We start from the raw sequence: 14442 nt of genomic DNA, 5'->3' as shown, positions 1-14442 counted from the left end.
CAAACAAAGCCCGGTCTTAGGACCGGGCCGGCTTAGTTACCGCAATTTTACCTGCGTGCACCTGCTGATGGCAGTGCGGGTGAAGCAGAACCCTGTTCGAGAGAGCGTCCGTGCCACCATGCATCCGATACTCTAGATGATGGTCATGCCAGCCGGTCTCCTTTGTCAGGGCACAGCCACAATGCGAGCAAAGCCCGTCTTGCGACATATACAGCGAAACCCATTGCTTCCGATAACGCATTGAGTGTTCCATGCGCGCCTGTCGCAACTGTTCGCCGTACTGCTCCCACTCAGGATCAAAGGGATTGAATGCTCCTTTGACCTTTCTGTGTCGCTTAATTTCCGTACCGCTGATCTGGTACAGGCTAAGCAACCCCTTACCACCGTCGTCACGAGCTACAGGAACAGCGAACACCCAGTGTCGATTGCCCTCCGAGTGAAAGTATTTCTTCTTCACCCATTCGGCGCTCTTGTTCAGGTGCCGCCTCTTCGACCACCGCCAAAGCCTTCGGAAAATCAAAGACTCCATGCGGCTGTATGCCTCTTTGGCGACCACAGGACTGTGATACTGCGCCCAGCCCCGTAGCATCGGGTTCAGCAGTCGAATCAGATTCTCCTGCTTTACCGTCTTATGACCGCTGATCGTATCCGCCACCTTGCGATAGAACGTTTTCACGTTCTTCTTGCTCGGCTTGATGAGTAGCGTCCCCGAGTACTTACGGAAATTCCACCCCAGGAAATCGAAGCCTTGGTCAATGTGCGTGATCCGCGTTTTCTCCTCGGACAGTTGCAGACCTCGAACGGCAAGGAATGTTTCCACCCAAGGTCGAACTTCCTGCTCCAGCAACTCTTGCGAGTCACCGGTGATCACGAAGTCGTCCGCGTACCGCACCACATTGACTTTAAGCTTGTTGGCTTTTGCGATCCCAAACTTCGCACTAAGGTGCGCTAGCAGTTCTCGCTCCAGCCCGTTCAGCGTCACATTCGCCAGCGTCGGAGAGATGATCCCTCCTTGCGGCGTACCGGCCTCTGTCGCCTGAAGCTGCCCCTTGTAAATCAGGCCAGCTTTCAGCCATTTCCGGAGGATTTCCTTGTCCATCAGGACATGGGTCTCCAACCAGTTATGGCTAATATGGTCGAAGCATCCCTTGATATCCGCCTCCAGCACCCAACGGGCTGAGCCCTTCTGGGACATGGCGACGAATATCTGTGACATGGCGTCAGCCGTCGAGCGGTTTAACCTGAACCCATAAGAGTTCGGGTCGCTCGTCGATTCCGACACCGGCTCCAAGGCCAGCAGATACAAGGCTTGCATCGCCCTGTCCCGCATGGTCGGAATGCCCAGAGGGCGCTCCTTTCCATTGGCCTTGGGGATAAAGACTCTCCGTAAAGGCAGAGGCTTATATCCACGCCGCTTCAACCTGCCGACAGCAAGCCATCGGCTCTCAGGCGAGTCCCAAAGTTCGCGATCGACTCCAGCCGTTCGCGCACCCTGATTCTGCGTAACACGTCGTACCGCATACAGCTTTGCGGACAACGTGCGGGTCAACATCCGTTGCAGGGCTCTCCCCCTGCGCCAGTTGCCTTCCCGCGTCGCCTTCGCAATTCGAATCTGCATCCCTCTCACGTTCCGTTCAACCCGCCGCCAATCTACGGCGTACCAGTTGTCCGGCGCGTGGGAAAGCGCAGATCCGTCCTTTCGGACAGATACTCTCATGCTGCTCTCCTACTCGAAGAAGTGAATCCCGAGCGAAGAACAGATCGCCCCTTGCGGGAGCGATCTGCTCCCGCAAGGGGGTTAAAAACATATGCTGACGGTCCAGAAGCCCGACAGCAATCATCTTCCAGCTAAGGGTTAGTCAGCCATCTTGCGACGGTAGACCAGACGGAAGTCTGCCCGCTTTCGCGTGGGGTAATGTTCCAACCCCTATCCGACCCATTACAGACCGGCTTTCGCTTTCTCCGTCATCCCATACCTGCACAATCAACAGCGTCCCTCGCGGTTCGCCTGCCAGTCAAACTACGACCGGCAACCATACAGGCTTACCACGTTCCCGGCGTGTCACACGACTGACTTAGGTTCTGCCTATTCCCCGGCGGTCCGATGACGACGTAACCCGAATTTACAGCGGGTTATCCGACCGCACACCTGTTTGGTTGATGCCTGTCAGCAGCTTTGGCACCGTCCTACTTACGAGGTTTATCAGCAGTTCACTTGCATTAACCATATCAGCCAGCCTAGCCCCTCAACCCCGTTGCTGCTGGGAGTCTCCGGATGGTCATCTCGCAACCACCATCCGCCCGAACTTCCGGGGGGTACATTGTTAGAAGAGCTTCACACCCCACCATTGCCAGTGACGCATGTCTTCCTAGGCTACTGCTGGTCGTACAGCAGGTTCACTACCCTCGCCAATGCAGCCAGCGAGGCCGAACAATGACACACCGAGCTTTTCGCTCGTATCGTTTAGCGACTCCGTTGCCCTGAGGCGCAGGAATTGCAAACATCACCCCGCCCTGTCGGCGGAGATGAAGCCGCTGACTGGGCGGGACCTGACGGTAATCAGGTCAATGCAATACGGTTGACGGCGGAATGCACCGTGTCCCGTGTTCACTACTAAGGTGTGCCCCTAAGGACACATCTACTGCTTAAAGTGCGGCTCACAAGGGAGCCGCCTGCGGAGGGCATGGTGAGTCCAGTCGAGACCTTCCTCAATAACCCTCTAGTCGATGCCCCGTAACGTGGGGCTGACGGACACGAGCGTGCGTGTCGCACGTAAAACCGTAGGATAGCAAAAGCCGCCCAGGGTTCAGCACCCTTGGACGGCTTTTTGCATTACCGGCTGCTGCGACGAGGCGCCGCGCCGGTCAGATGCGATAAAACTGGCTTCTTAGTTCTTCGACTGGTCGACCAGCTTGTTCGCGGCGATCCACGGCATCATCGAACGCAGCTTGGCACCAACCGTTTCGATCTGGTGCTCGGCCGTCAGACGGCGGCGCGATTGCAGCGTCGGTGCGCCGGCCTTGTTTTCGATGATGAAGCTCTTTGCGTACTCGCCGGTCTGAATGTCCGTCAGCACTGCCTTCATCGCTTTCTTCGTTTCAGCGGTCACGATACGTGGACCCGTCACGTACTCGCCGTATTCGGCGTTGTTCGAGATCGAGTAGTTCATGTTCGCGATGCCGCCTTCGTAGATCAGGTCGACGATCAGCTTCAGTTCGTGCAGGCACTCGAAGTACGCCATTTCCGGCGCGTAGCCCGCTTCCACCAACGTTTCGAAGCCGGCCTTGATCAGGTCGACCGTACCGCCGCACAGCACGGCTTGTTCGCCGAACAGGTCGGTTTCCGTTTCTTCACGGAAGTTCGTTTCGATGATACCGGCACGGCCGCCGCCGTTCGCTGCTGCGTACGACAGGGCGATGTCACGCGCTGCGCCCGACTTGTCTTGCGCAACGGCGATCAGGTGGGGCACGCCGCCACCTTGCGAGTACGTACCGCGAACCGTGTGGCCCGGCGCCTTCGGCGCGATCATGATCACGTCGAGGTCCGCGCGCGGGATCACTTGACCGTAGTGCACGTTGAAACCGTGTGCGAAGGCGAGCGCTGCGCCTTGCTTGATATTGGCGTGCACTTCCTTTGCGTAGACTTCGGCGATCTGCTCGTCCGGCAGCAGCATCATGACGACGTCCGCGCCCTTGACGGCTTCCGCCACTTCCTTGACTTGCAGGCCGGCGTTCTCAGCCTTGCTCCACGATGCGCCGCCCTTGCGCAGACCGACCGTAACCTTCACGCCGCTTTCGCTCAGGTTCAGTGCGTGAGCATGCCCTTGCGAGCCATAGCCAATGATGGTGACTTGCTTGCCCTTGATGAGGGAGAGGTCGGCGTCCTTGTCGTAGAAAACTTTCATGTCGGTTCCTTGGCTAAATTCGGTGAAATCAGTGAAATACAAATACTGCGAATGGTGTGTTTTGTGTTGCTGGCCGGACAGGTGCAGATTCAGACACTAGCACTGCCCGGCTTCGATCGAGACGGTTGATAACGCAACTTCGAACCGTAACTCAGCGCGCGCGTCAAACCTTCAGAATGCGCTCGCCGCGGCCGATACCCGAACTGCCCGTACGGACGGTTTCGAGAATCGCAGTCGCGTCGATCCCTTCGATGAAGGCATCGAGCTTGTCGCTCGCGCCCGTCAGTTCGATCGTGTAGGTCTTTTCTGTGACGTCGATGATCCGGCCGCGGAAAATATCCGACATCCGTTTCATCTCCTCACGTTCCTTGCCGACCGCCCTCACCTTGATCAACATCAGCTCACGCTCGATGTGGGCGCCCTCGGTAAGGTCGACCACTTTCACCACCTCGATCAGGCGGTTCAGATGCTTCGTGATCTGTTCGATCACGTCGTCCGAGCCAATGGAGACGATGGTCATGCGCGACAGCGAACGGTCTTCGGTCGGAGCCACCGTCAAGGTTTCAATGTTGTAGCCGCGTGCCGAGAACAGCCCCACCACGCGTGATAACGCGCCCGGTTCGTTTTCCAGCAGGACAGAAATAATGTGTCTCATGTTTCGCTTCTTCCAGATGTTTTGTCGATGTATGCGAGCGGTTTCGCGCCGCTTCGTCCGCCTTCGCCCTTTGTGGAGGCGCGCATGACGAAGCCGACGCTAAAAACCGTCGTTATAGATCTTCCGAACCCATGAGCATCTCAGTGATGCCCTTGCCGGCCTGGACCATCGGCCAGACGTTTTCGGTCGGATCGGTCTGGAAATCGAGAAACACCGTGCGATCTTTCAGACGCAGCGCTTCCTTCAGCGCCGGTTCGACATCGGCCGTGCGTTCGATACGCATGCCGACGTGGCCGTACGCTTCGGCGAGCTTCACGAAATCCGGCAGCGCATCCATGTACGAATGCGAATAGCGCTTGCTGTATTCGATCTGCTGCCACTGGCGCACCATGCCCAGATAGCGGTTGTTCAGCGAAATGATCTTGATGGGCGTCTCGTACTGCTTGCAGGTCGAGAGTTCCTGGATACACATCTGGATCGAGCCTTCGCCCGTGATACAGAGCACGTCGTCGTCCGGGTGCGCCATCTTCACGCCCATCGCCGCCGGCAGGCCGAAGCCCATCGTGCCGAGGCCACCGGAATTGATCCAGCGGCGCGGCTTGTTGAAGCGATAGAACTGCGCGGCCCACATCTGGTGCTGGCCGACGTCGGAACACACGAAGGCATTGCCGTCGGTCAGTTCCCACGCCTTTTCCACCACGTACTGCGGCTTGATGATGTCGCTCTTGCGGTCGAACTTCAGGCAGTCTTTGGCGCGCCAGGCTTCGATGTCCTTCCACCAGTCGGCGAGCGCCGCGGTGTCCGGGCCATGCTCGGCCGTTTGCAACTGCTCGATCAGCTCCTTCAGCACTTCCTTCACGTCGCCGACGATCGGAATGTCGACCTTGACGCGCTTGGAGATGGAAGAAGGATCGATGTCGATATGGATGATCTTGCGCGGGCGCGATGCGAAGTGCGCCGGATCGCCGATCACACGGTCGTCGAAGCGTGCGCCGATCGCGATCAGCACGTCGCAGTGCTGCATCGCCATGTTGGCTTCGTACGTGCCGTGCATGCCGAGCATGCCGAGGAATTTCTTGTCGCTCGCGCGGTAGCCGCCCAGACCCATCAACGTATTGGTTACGGGATAGCCGAGCAGATCGGCGAACTGGTTCAGCTCACGCGATGCATCCGCGAGGATGATGCCGCCGCCGGTGTAGATATACGGACGCCTGGCCGACAGCAACAAGGCCACAGCCTTGCGAATCTGGCCGGAGTGACCTTTCGTGACCGGGTTGTACGAGCGCAGCGAAACGGTCTTGAGCGGTTCGTACTGGCACGGCATCTTCGACACGTCTTTCGGAATGTCGATCAGCACCGGGCCGGGACGGCCGGTACGGGCGATATAGAAAGCTTTCTTGACGGTAGCGGCGAGGTCGCGCACGTCCTTCACAAGGAAGTTGTGCTTCACGCAGGGACGCGTGATGCCGACCGTATCGCACTCCTGGAACGCATCCTGACCGATCGCAGCAGTCGGCACCTGGCCGCTGATGATCACCATCGGGATCGAATCCATGTAGGCCGTGGCGATGCCGGTCACCGCATTGGTGACGCCGGGGCCGGAGGTCACGAGGCACACACCCACTTTGCCGGTGGAACGCGCATAGGCGTCGGCGGCGTGGACTGCGGCTTGTTCGTGGCGCACGAGGATGTGCTGGAATTTGTCCTGCTTGTACAGCTCGTCGTAAATGTAGAGTACCGAGCCGCCGGGATAGCCCCACACAAACTCGACGTCTTCGTCGGCCAAAGCGCGCATGAGCACGGTGGCGCCGATAGAGTCAGCTTCAGGATGGGGGGTCGTATCCGACGTGGAGAATTCCGCGCTGGGCATATTCATTTATTCACCTTTCGAATTTTCGGCAAAAAATTGATCGGGTGCTCTCTGCCGGGCTTGTGGCTCGGGTTCAAGCGGCGCGTCCAGTTGACAGGTGAGCTTCTTGGGCCACACCTCAATTGAGACAAGTCACTTATGTTGCGAACCAGCGAAGATATCTGCAGATGTTCGCGCGGTCAAGCAAATATTGCCCTGGCGGCCTGCCCCTGAATCTTAATAATGGTCAAAAACGACCGAAAAGCCCGCTATTGAGGTACAAGGTAGGACGGGTTTCGCCCCAGCGGGGCGAAAGTTTGTTAGCATCCGCGAGTTTTACGACATTTTTCGACCGATTACGCGCACGCACGCTGCGCCGACCCCCAAACGGATGGCATCAGACAAGGAACTCGCCGATTTTCTGGCGGGCGTCGAAAGGCGCGCATTCAAGCAGACGGTCTACGCCGTGCGGGACGACGACGCCTCGCTCGATATCGTGCAGGACGCGATGATCAAGCTCGCCGAAAAATACGGCGACCGTCCGGCCGCCGAACTTCCGCTCCTGTTTCAGCGTATTCTCCAGAATGCGATGCACGACTATTTCCGTCGTGCCAAAGTGCGCAATACTTGGGTTAGTCTGTTCTCCTCGCTCGGCAACGCCGACGACGACGAATTCGACCCACTCGAAACATTCGAGGCGCAGCAAGGTTCAGCGGGCTCAGAAAGCAACGAACAGAAACTCGAACGCGAACAGGTCTTACAGTTAATCGACGACGAGATCCAAAAGTTACCGGCACGTCAACGGGAGGCGTTTCTCATGCGTTATTGGGAAGATATGGATGTCGCCGAGACTGCCGCCGCGATGGGCTGCTCCGAAGGCAGTGTGAAAACACACTGCTCGCGGGCCACCCACACGCTGGCGCAAGCGCTCAAGGCTAAAGGAATCACGCTATGAGCTCCCTAGAAACCAAAGAACTCGAGTTCGCCCGCCAGGTGCGCCGCGCGCTCGACGAAACCGCCGCCAGTATCCCGTCCGCCACCGTCGACCGGCTCGCCGTGGCGCGCCGTGCCGCGCTCGCTCGCAAGAAGCCCGAGACCGTGAGCGCGCCGGTGTTCGTACCCGCCTTCGCCGGCGCCGGCATGCCCTCAGGTATGCCGCAGGTCGAGATGCCACAGCGCCGCCGCTCGCCGCTGCGCCGCTTTGCGCTCGCCTGGCCGCTCGTCGCGCTGGTCGTCAGCCTCGTGGGCATCGCCTACTGGGAAGACCAGCAACGCACCGCCGAACTCGCCGATATCGATGCAGCCATGCTTAGCGACGACTTGCCGCTCAATGCCTATCTCGATCACGGTTTCAACGCGTACCTATCACGCGCCCACTGAGCGGGAGATTCTTCGGGTGAGTTACAAGCGCGGCTTGGCCGTTGTTTTCGGATGCGCGATCGCGGCCCTGGTGTCGTTTGCCGCGACGTATCCGCGCTTTTATCCGAGCCCGTCGACCGCCAATGCGCCTGCCGCAGGCGGCAACGCAACCGCCAAGACACCCGCGCCTACGCTCGCCGTCGAACTGCCCGGCCTGTCCGGCAACAATAGCCCGATGGCGTGGTCGCGCCTGAACTCGGCCGAACACCTTGCGCTCGCGCCGTTCGCCGGCGTCTGGGATTCCTTCAGTGACGAACGCAAGCGAAAATGGATCAAGATCGCGGCGCGTTATCCGAAGTTATCGCCTGATGCACAAAAACGCCTGCATGACCGAATGACTGAATGGGTGCGCATGACACCCGATCAGCGGCGCGTTGCACGCGAGAACTACCAGGTGTCGAAGGAGTTGCCGCGCGAAACCCGCCAGAACGCATGGAAGACTTATCAGCAATTGCCGGAAGAGCAGAAGGAGCGACTCGCCGCGAGCGAGCGTAAGCGGCGACCGAGCGTCGTAAGCGCGCCGCCGTCCGGCAAGTCCGAGATCAAGGGCCTGGACCGTCTGGTCAATGCCCGCGAGCATGGCGCGAGCGGCGCCGCAGCGGCGAGTGCCGCGGCTGCCGCTGCATTGCCGAGCCCGGCCGTTACGCCGGCGATTCCGGCTGCGGGCAGCTTCGTGCCCGCCACGCCGGTGCCGGTTTCGCCGGCCGAGGCGCCGTCGATCTTCAACGGCTCCTGATCCGCGCCCCACTGTGTCCCAACCGCTCGCCACCTCGACACTGCCCGCCAAATCATCCGGCACCGCGCCTACCGTTCGCCGGCGCCTCGCCGCGCTGCTCTACGAAGCCGTGATCCTGTTCGGCGTCGTGTTCATCGCCGGCTATCTGTTCAGCACGTTGACTCAGCAGCGCAACGGTCTCACCCATCACAACCTGCTCGCAGTGTGGATCGGCCTCGTGGTTGGTCTGTATTTCGTCTGGTTCTGGACCCATAGCGGCCAGACGCTGCCGATGAAAACCTGGCGCCTGCGCGTCGTCGCCGCTAACGGCGCGCCGCTGTCCACGGGCCGGGCGATCGTTCGTTACGTACTGGCGTGGCTGTGGTTTTTGCCGCCGCTCGCGCTGCATCCGTTGCTGGGCCTCGCCGTGCCGCAGACGCTGGTGATCGCCGCGATCTGGTTCGTACTGTGGGCCGCCATCGGCCGCTTCGATTCGCAGCGTCAATTCCTGCACGACCGCCTCGCCGGCACCCGCGTCATTAGCGTCGCACACTGAGCAAACTGGCCGCCTCACACTTCACACCGCCGCGCCCGCGGTTCGCGTTCGCTTGACTGCGGTTGCCGCTCGCCGCAGCCCTGGTCTGCCCCCCCTTCTCCCGACACAGTAATAAGAACTTCTCGTGACTGTCACGGCACGGTCACGCGCGACTGGCGCAATACGGGCACCGCAACTCGACGCGTGAGCCATGGACCCCAAAACGTCCGCGACTTCCCTGTTCCGCCAGACCGGCCCGAGCGTCGACCCTGTCGCGTTCCGCCCGGAACCCAACCCTAGCCACGGCTTGCCGTTGCCTGTGCCGTCGCTGCCGCTCGACGCACAAGCCGGCCATCACGACGACGACCACGCTGAACCACACCGCTATCGCACCATCTGGCTGTCCGACATCCACCTCGGCTCAAGCGGTTGTCAGGCGCCGTATCTCCTCGACTTCCTGCGTCACAACGAGTCGGAATACCTGTACCTCGTGGGCGACATCATCGACGGCTGGCAGTTGAAAAAAGGCTGGTACTGGCCGCAGGCGCACAACGACGTCGTGCAGAAGGTGCTGCGCAAAGCACGCAAAGGCACCCAGGTCATCTACGTGCCGGGCAATCATGACGAAGCCGCGCGACAGTTCTGCGACCTCGCTTTCGGCGACATCCACGTGCGCGGCGAAGCCTTCCACACGACGCTCGCCGGCAAGCGCCTGTGGATCGTGCACGGCGATCTGTTCGACGGCGTGATCCAGCACGCGAAGTGGCTCGCCTATCTCGGCGACACGCTCTACACGATGATCCTGATCCTGAACCGCTGGTTCAACCGGATCCGCAGCCGACTCGGCTTTCCGTACTGGTCGCTGTCGCAATACCTGAAGCATCAGGTGAAGAACGCAGTGAATTTCATTTCGTCCTTCGAGCGCGTGATGACCGACGAAGCACGCCGCCGCGGTTGCGACGGCGTGGTCTGCGGGCACATCCACAAAGCCGAAATCCGCGACATCGACGGCGTGCTGTATTGCAACGACGGCGATTGGGTCGAAAGCCTGTCGGCACTCGTCGAGACGTATGAAGGCGAACTCAAGGTGATCTACTGGACCGTGATGCGCGCACCGGAAGTCGGCGTGCAAAAGGCCCGGGCGACCGCGTAGTCCCTCTCCACTTCTATTGGGCCGAAACCGATGAAGATCATGATCGTCACCGATGCATGGGAACCGCAGGTCAATGGCGTCGTGCGCACGCTGAAGAACACCACGCGCGAACTCACCACGCTCGGCCACCAGGTCGATCTGCTGACGCCGCTCGAATTCAAGACGATTCCGTGCCCGACCTATCCGGAGATTCGCCTGTCGCTGCTGCCGCGTCGCAAGCTCCATCAACGCATTGACGAATTCGCGCCCGACGCGCTGCACATCGCCACCGAAGGCCCACTCGGCATGGCCGCACGCTCCTATGCGATCAAGCACAAGCTGCCGTTCACGACCGCTTATCACACGCGCTTTCCCGAATACGTGCAGGCGCGTTTCGGCATTCCGATCGCGGCCACCTACAAGTTTCTGCACTGGTTCCACAAGCCGTCTCTGGCGGTGATGGCGCCCACGCCCGTGGTCAAGGCTGACCTCGAAAAATTCGGCTTCACCAACGTGGTGTTGTGGACTCGCGGCGTCGACCTCGACATCTTTCACCAGATGGACTCGAAGGTTCTCAACACCGCGCGGCCGATCTTTCTGTACGTGGGACGTGTAGCCGTCGAGAAGAACGTCGAGGCGTTTCTCAAGCTCGATCTGCCCGGCTCGAAGTGGGTGGCCGGCGAAGGCCCGGCGCTCGCCGAACTGAAATCGCGCTATCCGCAAGCGAATTACCTGGGCGTGCTGACGCAAGCCGAACTGGCCAAGGTCTACGCGGCCGCCGACGTATTCGTGTTCCCGAGCCGCACCGATACCTTCGGACTCGTGCTGCTCGAAGCGCTGGCCTGCGGCACGCCGGTCGCGGCGTATCCGGTGACCGGCCCGATCGACGTGCTCGGCGACGGCGGCGCGGGCGCCATGCATGAGGACTTGCGCGAGGCTTGCCTCGAAGCGCTGAAGATCGAGCGCAGCCATGCGCGCGCGTGGGCCGAACGCTTCTCGTGGGCAGCCGCGTCCGAGCAGTTCGCGGCGCACCTGAAGCCGCTGCCGCGCACGTCGTATAGCGAGGAAAGCGCCGCCGCGTGAAGCGACGCGCCGAGCCGTTTATGCGAACCCGAAACTCCACCGCCGCACGCGCGTCGAAAGGCGCGCTGCGCGCTGTCGACACCGAAGCCGCCGGCATCGAACCGTTCGACGATGTGAGCGAGCACGGCATGCCGAATCATGTCGATCACGCGAATGGTTTTCACGGCATGAACGGTGCAAGCCTTGGGGGTCTCTCGAACCCCGAGAGCGAGCCGCACGACGAACCGCTCAGCCCCGACGATCCATTCGCGCCGCTCCCCTTCAATCCATACAAGGGCAATCGCGGCGTGACCCGCGCGTGGCACGCGATGAAAAATTCGCTGGCCGGGTTTCGCGTGGCGATCCGCGAGGAAAGCGCGTTTCGCCAGGAGCTCACGCTCGCCGCGATTCTGATTCCGTGCGGCGTGCTGGTGCCCGTCGATCCCGTGTCGCGCGTGTTGCTGCTCGGCTCGGTACTGCTGGTGCTGATCGTCGAATTGCTGAATTCGAGCGTCGAGGCGGCCATCGACCGGATTTCGCTTGAGCGCCACGAGTTGTCGCGCCGTGCCAAGGACCTCGGCAGCGCTGCGGTCATGGTCGCGCTCGGCATGTGCGTGATGACGTGGGGACTGATCGTCGGGCCGCTCGTCGTGCATTGGGTCAAAGCGTGGTTCTGAGCGCGGCTATGGAATTCACCCCGAAGCACCGCCTGACGCCCTTTCCCGGCGTCCCAAAGAATGAAAACCCTGAGTATCCGTTTGGTATAAGAACGGTCGGTTTATAATCGTCCGACAGTCTCACGGGAAACCGCTGAGGCGCTCAATCAAAATACCAACCGCGTCCGGGTGGATCACGCTAGAGCGGCAAGCCGCCACGCGCCCAGCCCGGCGTAACCAGGGCCGGACGACATGGAAGCCAAACCTCCCCGCCGCACCCGCGAACGGATACTCGAACTATCGTTGAAGCTGTTCAACGAGATCGGCGAGCCGAACGTCACGACGACGACGATCGCCGAAGAAATGGAAATCAGTCCAGGCAACCTGTACTACCACTTCCGCAACAAAGACGACATCATCAACAGCATCTTCAGCCAGTTCGAGCAGGAGATCGAAAAGCGTCTGCGCTTTCCCGACGACCACCGCGCGACGATCGACGAGATGTGGTCGTACCTGCAGTACATGGTCGATTTCACCTGGCGCTATCGTTTCCTGTATCGCGACCTGAACGATCTGCTGGCGCGCAACCGCACGCTCGAGACGCACTTCAAGCAGATCATCAGCCACAAGGTGCGCTTTGCAAGCCAGTTCTGCGAACAACTCGTGGCCGACGGCGAAATGGTCGCCACGCCCGAAGAACTGCACGTGATCGCCACCAACGTCGGCGTAATCGGCACGTACTGGCTGTCGTATCAGTTCGTGATGAACCCGCGCAAGTACAACGAGCAGGAAACGATTCGCGCGGAACTGCATCAGGTGAGCGTGCAGATCGTCTCGCTCATGGCGCCTTATCTGCGCGGCCGCTCGCGGCAGATTTTCGACGACCTCGTCTCGGGCAAGCTGCCCAAGCGCGAGTTCTATGACTACCTGCCGCCGAAAGAAGGCGCCGCGCCCCGCAACGAACCGAAGGACGTTTGAGTATGAAGTCGGTGTGTGTGTATTGCGGCTCCTCCGACGGAGCCAGACCGTTGTACGCCAAAGCCGCGCGTGCTTTCGGCCGCGCACTGGTGCAGGCCGATCTCGCGCTGGTCTATGGCGGCGGCAAGGTCGGCCTGATGGGCGTGATCGCCGATACCGTGATGGCCGAAGGCGGCCGCGCAATCGGCGTGATTCCGGAGTTGCTGGTCAACAAGGAAGTCGGCCATAACGGGCTGACCGAGCTGCATGTGGTGCCTGACATGCATCATCGCAAGAAGATGATGGCCGACCTGTCCGACGCATTCGTCGCGATGCCTGGCGGCGCGGGCACGCTCGAAGAGCTGTTCGAGGTCTATACGTGGGCGCAGCTCGGCTATCACCAAAAGCCGGTGGCACTGCTGAATATCGACGGTTTCTACGATCCGCTGATCGCACTCCTCAAGCACACGGTAGACGAAGGTTTCATGCGGCAGACCTATTTCGACATCCTGCAAAGGGATGCCGATCCGGTCGCGCTGATCGACAAGCTGCAACGCTATAAACCGCCTGCCAGCGACAAATGGGCCGTCAAACGCGACGCCGTTTGATCACCGATTGATCGCCGCCAGGCGCGCTTCTTCAACTGCCTGAACGAACACCCGCCGCACGCTCCCGCGGCCCCCGCCCGAACGATGAGGTTGCAATGACGAAAGCCGTTCTGATCACCGGTGGCAGCCGCGGCATTGGCCGTGCGACCGCGCGTTTGCTGGGCGCGCGCGGCTGGTCGGTCGGCGTGAATTACGCGCGGAATCTCGCGGCCGCGCAGGACACCGCTGCTGAAGTGGAACGCGCCGGCGGCCAGGCGTTGCCGATTGCCGGCGACGTCGCCAGTGAAGCCGATGTGATCGCGATGTTCGACGCGCTCCTGCAAAAGTTCGGCCGGCTCGATGCGCTCGTCAACAATGCCGGGATCGTTGCGCCTTCGAGCCAGCTCGCGGATATGGACCTCGCGCGCCTGAAACGCATGTTCGACGTCAATGTGCTCGGCGCGTATCTGTGCGCACGCGAAGCCGCGCGCCGGATGTCGACAACTCGTGGCGGCGCGGGTGGTGTGATCGTGAACATCTCGTCGGCGGCTTCGCGTTTGGGTTCGCCGAACGAATACGTCGACTATGCCGGCTCGAAAGGTGCCGTCGACACCATGACGATCGGTCTCGCCAAAGAACTCGGCCCGCAGGGCGTGCGGGTGAACGCGGTGCGCCCTGGCCTGATCGATACCGAAATCCACGCCAGCGGCGGCAAGCCCGAACGCGCCGCCCAGCTCGGCGCGACCACGCCGTTGGGCCGCCCCGGCAGCGCTGACGAAGTCGCCGAGTCGATCGTCTGGTTGCTGAGCGATGCCGCCTCGTACGTGACGGGCGCGCTGCTCGACGTCGCCGGCGGACGCTGAATACCGCTCTTCTGTTCCCGCGGCCGGCAGCTTCGCACGGCCGCCTTCTCCTTTCCCGACCCCGATTCCCGTCAATTTGACGAGGAATCGGCGCAATCTGTTCGGCT

General features: G+C 60.9%; 14 protein-coding genes. 10 read left to right on the top strand and 4 right to left on the bottom strand.

The window, feature by feature from the left end:
* Window positions 1–16 precede the first annotated feature (16 nt).
* From ltrA to P3T25_RS18025, 4 genes are all read right to left on the bottom strand, one after another.
* Window positions 17–1717 carry a group II intron reverse transcriptase/maturase gene (gene ltrA, locus P3T25_RS18040; RefSeq protein WP_171925029.1) on the bottom strand — a complete coding sequence of 567 codons (1701 nt, stop codon included), beginning with the start codon at window positions 1715–1717 and terminating at the stop codon, window positions 17–19.
* A gap of 1171 nt (window positions 1718–2888) precedes the next feature.
* Window positions 2889–3905 carry a ketol-acid reductoisomerase gene (gene ilvC / locus P3T25_RS18035; RefSeq protein WP_063495284.1) on the bottom strand — a complete coding sequence of 339 codons (1017 nt, stop codon included), beginning with the start codon at window positions 3903–3905 and terminating at the stop codon, window positions 2889–2891.
* A 163-nt stretch (window positions 3906–4068) separates the two neighbouring features.
* A complete protein-coding gene (gene ilvN / locus P3T25_RS18030; RefSeq protein WP_011487482.1) occupies window positions 4069–4560 on the bottom strand; it encodes an acetolactate synthase small subunit in 492 nt (163 codons plus the stop codon).
* Window positions 4561–4672: 112 nt separating this feature from the next.
* Window positions 4673–6436, bottom strand: coding sequence for an acetolactate synthase 3 catalytic subunit (locus P3T25_RS18025; RefSeq protein WP_154562275.1), 1764 nt, complete (start codon window positions 6434–6436; stop codon window positions 4673–4675).
* Between the two features lie 364 nt (window positions 6437–6800).
* Between P3T25_RS18025 and P3T25_RS18020 the strand changes: the two genes are divergently transcribed.
* The 10 genes from P3T25_RS18020 to P3T25_RS17975 all read left to right on the top strand — a co-directional run bounded on the left by P3T25_RS18020 (window position 6801) and on the right by P3T25_RS17975 (window position 14335).
* Window positions 6801–7364, top strand: coding sequence for an RNA polymerase sigma factor (locus P3T25_RS18020; RefSeq protein ID WP_054034971.1), 564 nt, complete (start codon window positions 6801–6803; stop codon window positions 7362–7364).
* Complete coding sequence (locus P3T25_RS18015) at window positions 7361–7789, top strand: DUF3619 family protein (protein ID WP_171925028.1); 429 nt, start codon at window positions 7361–7363, stop codon at window positions 7787–7789. Before P3T25_RS18020 ends, P3T25_RS18015 begins: the two co-directional genes overlap by 4 nt.
* A gap of 16 nt (window positions 7790–7805) precedes the next feature.
* Window positions 7806–8564, top strand: a complete 759-nt coding sequence (locus P3T25_RS18010; protein ID WP_168435777.1) for a DUF3106 domain-containing protein — start codon at window positions 7806–7808, stop codon at window positions 8562–8564.
* Between the two features lie 13 nt (window positions 8565–8577).
* Window positions 8578–9099, top strand: coding sequence for an RDD family protein (locus P3T25_RS18005; protein ID WP_168435776.1), 522 nt, complete (start codon window positions 8578–8580; stop codon window positions 9097–9099).
* Window positions 9100–9289: 190 nt separating this feature from the next.
* Complete coding sequence (locus tag P3T25_RS18000; protein WP_154562269.1) at window positions 9290–10231, top strand: UDP-2,3-diacylglucosamine diphosphatase; 942 nt, start codon at window positions 9290–9292, stop codon at window positions 10229–10231.
* Between the two features lie 30 nt (window positions 10232–10261).
* Window positions 10262–11293 (top strand): glycosyltransferase family 4 protein, encoded by a 1032-nt coding sequence (locus P3T25_RS17995; protein ID WP_154562267.1) that lies wholly within the window; start codon window positions 10262–10264, stop codon window positions 11291–11293.
* A 20-nt stretch (window positions 11294–11313) separates the two neighbouring features.
* Window positions 11314–11949 (top strand): diacylglycerol kinase, encoded by a 636-nt coding sequence (locus P3T25_RS17990; protein WP_429358548.1) that lies wholly within the window; start codon window positions 11314–11316, stop codon window positions 11947–11949.
* Window positions 11950–12180: 231 nt separating this feature from the next.
* Window positions 12181–12906 carry a TetR/AcrR family transcriptional regulator gene (locus tag P3T25_RS17985; RefSeq protein ID WP_054034977.1) on the top strand — a complete coding sequence of 242 codons (726 nt, stop codon included), beginning with the start codon at window positions 12181–12183 and terminating at the stop codon, window positions 12904–12906.
* A gap of 2 nt (window positions 12907–12908) precedes the next feature.
* Window positions 12909–13493: a TIGR00730 family Rossman fold protein gene (locus tag P3T25_RS17980; protein ID WP_154562263.1), complete on the top strand. Its 585-nt coding sequence runs from the start codon at window positions 12909–12911 to the stop codon at window positions 13491–13493.
* A gap of 95 nt (window positions 13494–13588) precedes the next feature.
* Window positions 13589–14335, top strand: a complete 747-nt coding sequence (locus P3T25_RS17975) for an SDR family oxidoreductase (protein WP_154562261.1) — start codon at window positions 13589–13591, stop codon at window positions 14333–14335.
* Window positions 14336–14442: the final 107 nt, after the last annotated feature.

Source organism: Paraburkholderia sp. GAS32 (genome assembly GCF_050434225.1).
In the GTDB taxonomy this organism is placed as follows: Bacteria; Pseudomonadota; Gammaproteobacteria; order Burkholderiales; family Burkholderiaceae; genus Paraburkholderia; species Paraburkholderia madseniana.
This window is presented reverse-complemented; position numbering and strand designations above follow the sequence as displayed.

What these genes read in the sequence shown, in the direction of transcription:
- P3T25_RS17980 (WP_154562263.1), top strand. Translation starts at nt 12,909, where the DNA reads ATGAAGTCGGTGTGTGTGTATTGCGGCTCCTCCGACGGAGCCAGACCG.
- P3T25_RS17990 (WP_429358548.1), top strand. Translation starts at nt 11,314, where the DNA reads ATGCGAACCCGAAACTCCACCGCCGCACGCGCGTCGAAAGGCGCGCTG.
- P3T25_RS18015 (WP_171925028.1), top strand. Translation starts at nt 7,361, where the DNA reads ATGAGCTCCCTAGAAACCAAAGAACTCGAGTTCGCCCGCCAGGTGCGC.
- ltrA (WP_171925029.1), bottom strand. Translation starts at nt 1,717, where the DNA reads ATGAGAGTATCTGTCCGAAAGGACGGATCTGCGCTTTCCCACGCGCCG.
- P3T25_RS17975 (WP_154562261.1), top strand. Translation starts at nt 13,589, where the DNA reads ATGACGAAAGCCGTTCTGATCACCGGTGGCAGCCGCGGCATTGGCCGT.
- P3T25_RS18000 (WP_154562269.1), top strand. Translation starts at nt 9,290, where the DNA reads ATGGACCCCAAAACGTCCGCGACTTCCCTGTTCCGCCAGACCGGCCCG.
- ilvN (WP_011487482.1), bottom strand. Translation starts at nt 4,560, where the DNA reads ATGAGACACATTATTTCTGTCCTGCTGGAAAACGAACCGGGCGCGTTA.
- P3T25_RS17995 (WP_154562267.1), top strand. Translation starts at nt 10,262, where the DNA reads ATGAAGATCATGATCGTCACCGATGCATGGGAACCGCAGGTCAATGGC.
- P3T25_RS18025 (WP_154562275.1), bottom strand. Translation starts at nt 6,436, where the DNA reads ATGAATATGCCCAGCGCGGAATTCTCCACGTCGGATACGACCCCCCAT.
- ilvC (WP_063495284.1), bottom strand. Translation starts at nt 3,905, where the DNA reads ATGAAAGTTTTCTACGACAAGGACGCCGACCTCTCCCTCATCAAGGGC.
- P3T25_RS18020 (WP_054034971.1), top strand. Translation starts at nt 6,801, where the DNA reads ATGGCATCAGACAAGGAACTCGCCGATTTTCTGGCGGGCGTCGAAAGG.
- P3T25_RS17985 (WP_054034977.1), top strand. Translation starts at nt 12,181, where the DNA reads ATGGAAGCCAAACCTCCCCGCCGCACCCGCGAACGGATACTCGAACTA.